Raw genomic sequence first — 929 nt, 5'->3', positions numbered from 1 at the left:
GTGCTGGTCTTCGACGATTCCACTGCTGCCATCGACGCCGGCACCGAGCAGCGTATCCGGGCAGCGATGAAACGCTTCGCCAAGGACCGCGTGACGCTCATCATCTCGCACCGGCTGAGTTCACTGATGCATGCCGACCAGATCCCGTTCGTGGAGGGCGGCCGGATCGTCGAGCGCGGCACGCATGAGGAACTGCTGGCGCTCGGCGGACGTTACCGCGCCCTTTACGACCTGCAGCTGCGGCCGGACGATGACCGACCCGTTGTAACGGGAGCCGCGTGATGTCGACACATAGCGGCGACGAGAAGGAAGACACCAACGGGCGGCCGACAAAGGCGGTCGTCGGCTCGCACCGCGACGAGGAAGAAGTCTTCGGCAAGGTCTATGATCGCGCATCCTGCGGCGCATCTGGAGCTTCGTGAAACCGTATCGAGGCCGGATTTTCATCTCGGTCGCCGCGGTCCTGGTGTTCACGCTGACGCAGCTGGCGATCCCGCTGGTCATCCACTACGCCATCGACCACGGCATGTCGGCGGGCAGGCTGGACCGGTGGGTGATGATCTGGGCGACGGGCGCCTTCGCGACGATCATCCTCATCAACTACGGCGCCAGCTATGTGCAGGAGAGCGTCGTCGGCAAGGTGGCCGAAAACGTGCTCTCCGACCTGCGCCGCGCCATGTTCAGCCACCTGCAGCGGGTCTCGCTGAGCTTCATGGACAAGACCGAGGCCGGCCGGCTGATGTCGCGCCTGCACACGCTGACCGGGTTCGCCATGGCGACAGTCATCGTCGTGGGCGGCTCGATGGTGCTGTCGCACAGCCTCGACGTCGGCGTCATGGTGGCGTTCCTGTTTACATCCAGCGCTTCTTCGACCCGATCCGCTCGCTCACCATGCAGTACAGCGTGATGCAGCGCGCCATGGCTTCGGG

At 64.7% G+C, this 929-nt stretch carries 2 pseudogenes; both read left to right on the top strand.

Features of this window, described 5'->3' with window-relative positions:
* Nucleotides 1–282 (top strand): annotated as a pseudogene (locus AC0L2K_RS34900) (ABC transporter ATP-binding protein); the annotation flags it as partial.
* Nucleotides 282–929: pseudogene (locus tag AC0L2K_RS34895) on the top strand (ABC transporter transmembrane domain-containing protein); the annotation flags it as partial. The pseudogenes AC0L2K_RS34900 and AC0L2K_RS34895, both read left to right, overlap by 1 nt.

The organism is Mesorhizobium sp. WSM4817 (assembly GCF_055811135.1).
This window is presented reverse-complemented; position numbering and strand designations above follow the sequence as displayed.